The sequence below is a fragment of the Vibrio sp. 10N.222.49.A3 genome, assembly GCF_041475145.1.
GTDB classification, from domain to species: Bacteria; Pseudomonadota; Gammaproteobacteria; order Enterobacterales; family Vibrionaceae; genus Vibrio; species Vibrio tasmaniensis_A.
In genome coordinates this window covers 1-1538 of record NZ_JBFRVM010000299.1, presented here as the reverse complement: position 1 = coordinate 1538, position 1538 = coordinate 1, and the positions used below count along the sequence as shown (strand labels likewise).

At 37.8% G+C, this 1538-nt stretch carries 1 protein-coding gene; it reads left to right on the top strand.

Annotated features, from left to right (window positions below; genetic code table 11):
* Positions 1 to 951, top strand: a 951-nt coding sequence (locus tag AB4589_RS25220; protein ID WP_372101938.1) for an HD-GYP domain-containing protein, incomplete at its 5' end; no start/stop codon positions are given.
* Positions 952 to 1538: the final 587 nt, after the last annotated feature.

Sequence of the window (1538 nt, the reverse complement as noted above, 5' to 3'; positions counted from 1 at the left end):
CGTCGTAGAGTCAGTCATTGTGAGAAAGAGTTCGAGCGCTCGCTTGCTCGAATGCGTTCAGTAATGACAAAAATTCGTAACCGACCTATAGATGCGGTAGGAGAGGTTAAAAGTCTAGTTGATGATATTGTTGAAATACTGGCAAGTGACGATAGCGTTACCTTACACCTTATGAATGCTAAAGCTGACTTTGAAGACATTTACTTTCATACATTAAATGTCTCTGTCGTTGCGTTAATGATAGGTAAAGCTAAAGGCTACAATACTCAACAATTGAAAGCGCTTTCTTTTGCTGCGTTGTTCCATGATGTAGGAAAGATCAAAATACCAGCTGCAATACTTAGAAAGCAGAGTACGCTGACAGCACCGGAAGAGAATTACCTAAAACTTCATACGAAATATGGTGCTGATATTGTCTCTGGAATTGATGACTTTCCTGAAAGTGCCAAAAAAGTAATCGTTCAACATCATGAAATGAATGATGGCTCTGGTTATCCTGAAGGCTTAAAAGAAGAAGAGATAGATGAACTTACCAAAATAGTTTCAGTGGCTAACGCATTCGATAATCTTTGTCATGGTAAAGCGCAATCTCAACAAATGATCCCATACTTGGCATTGTCCCACTTATATAAGAACTGCAAACATCTATATAGTCAGGATAATTTGAGTCTATTGGTTAAGTTCATGGGAGTCTATCCGCCGGGTACTGTCGTGCAGCTTTCCAATGAATCAATTGGAATCGTGATTTCGGTTAATGCCAAACATATGCTTTATCCGAACGTACTGATCTATGATCCTAGCGTTCCAAGAACCCAAGCCCCGATCATTGACCTATTTACTAAAGAGATAAAAATTGTCAATGCAGTTCATCCAAGCAAATTACCGGAGCAAGTTAGAGAATATCTAAACCCTAGGGCTCGTTTATCTTACTTTTTTGATAATGGTGAGTAGTTATCCACAGGTTCTTGTGGGTAGTTTGTTCGAAACTTGGGTTGAAAGTTGTATAAATAAGCCCTTGGTTGAAATGTCTTCACTTAACCTCTTTTTTAAATAAAAAACGTATTTAATGCTTGCCAATGAGAGCTGCATCTCTATAATGCCGCCTCACTGACACGGCAGACGCCATAAGGCTTCAGCGAAGAATGTTAGTAAGGCAACTAGCTTTAAGCGATGATTCGCTTTTACTTTTTAAAAGTAGAAATTAATTCCGAATAAGTGTTTGACACTGAGAATTAAATAGCTAGAATGGCCGCCTCTTCCGAAGTGATGTAAGTCACAACGAAGAGAAGCTCTTTAACAATTTAAACCTATCAATCTGTGTGGGCACTCGTTGATGAATATCAAAACGTTATTACTTAGGTAATAACAGTTACTTCGGTAACAAATTGATTTCAATGAACTGAGTGACCAATACGTTTAACTACTTGTAGTTATTCGGCACAGTCAATTCATTACCATTCTGTTGGAATGGTAATAGCTTTAGAATTACATGTTTCTGTTCTTTTTAGAAAGAGCGGTAAATATTAGTTTTGAAGTCA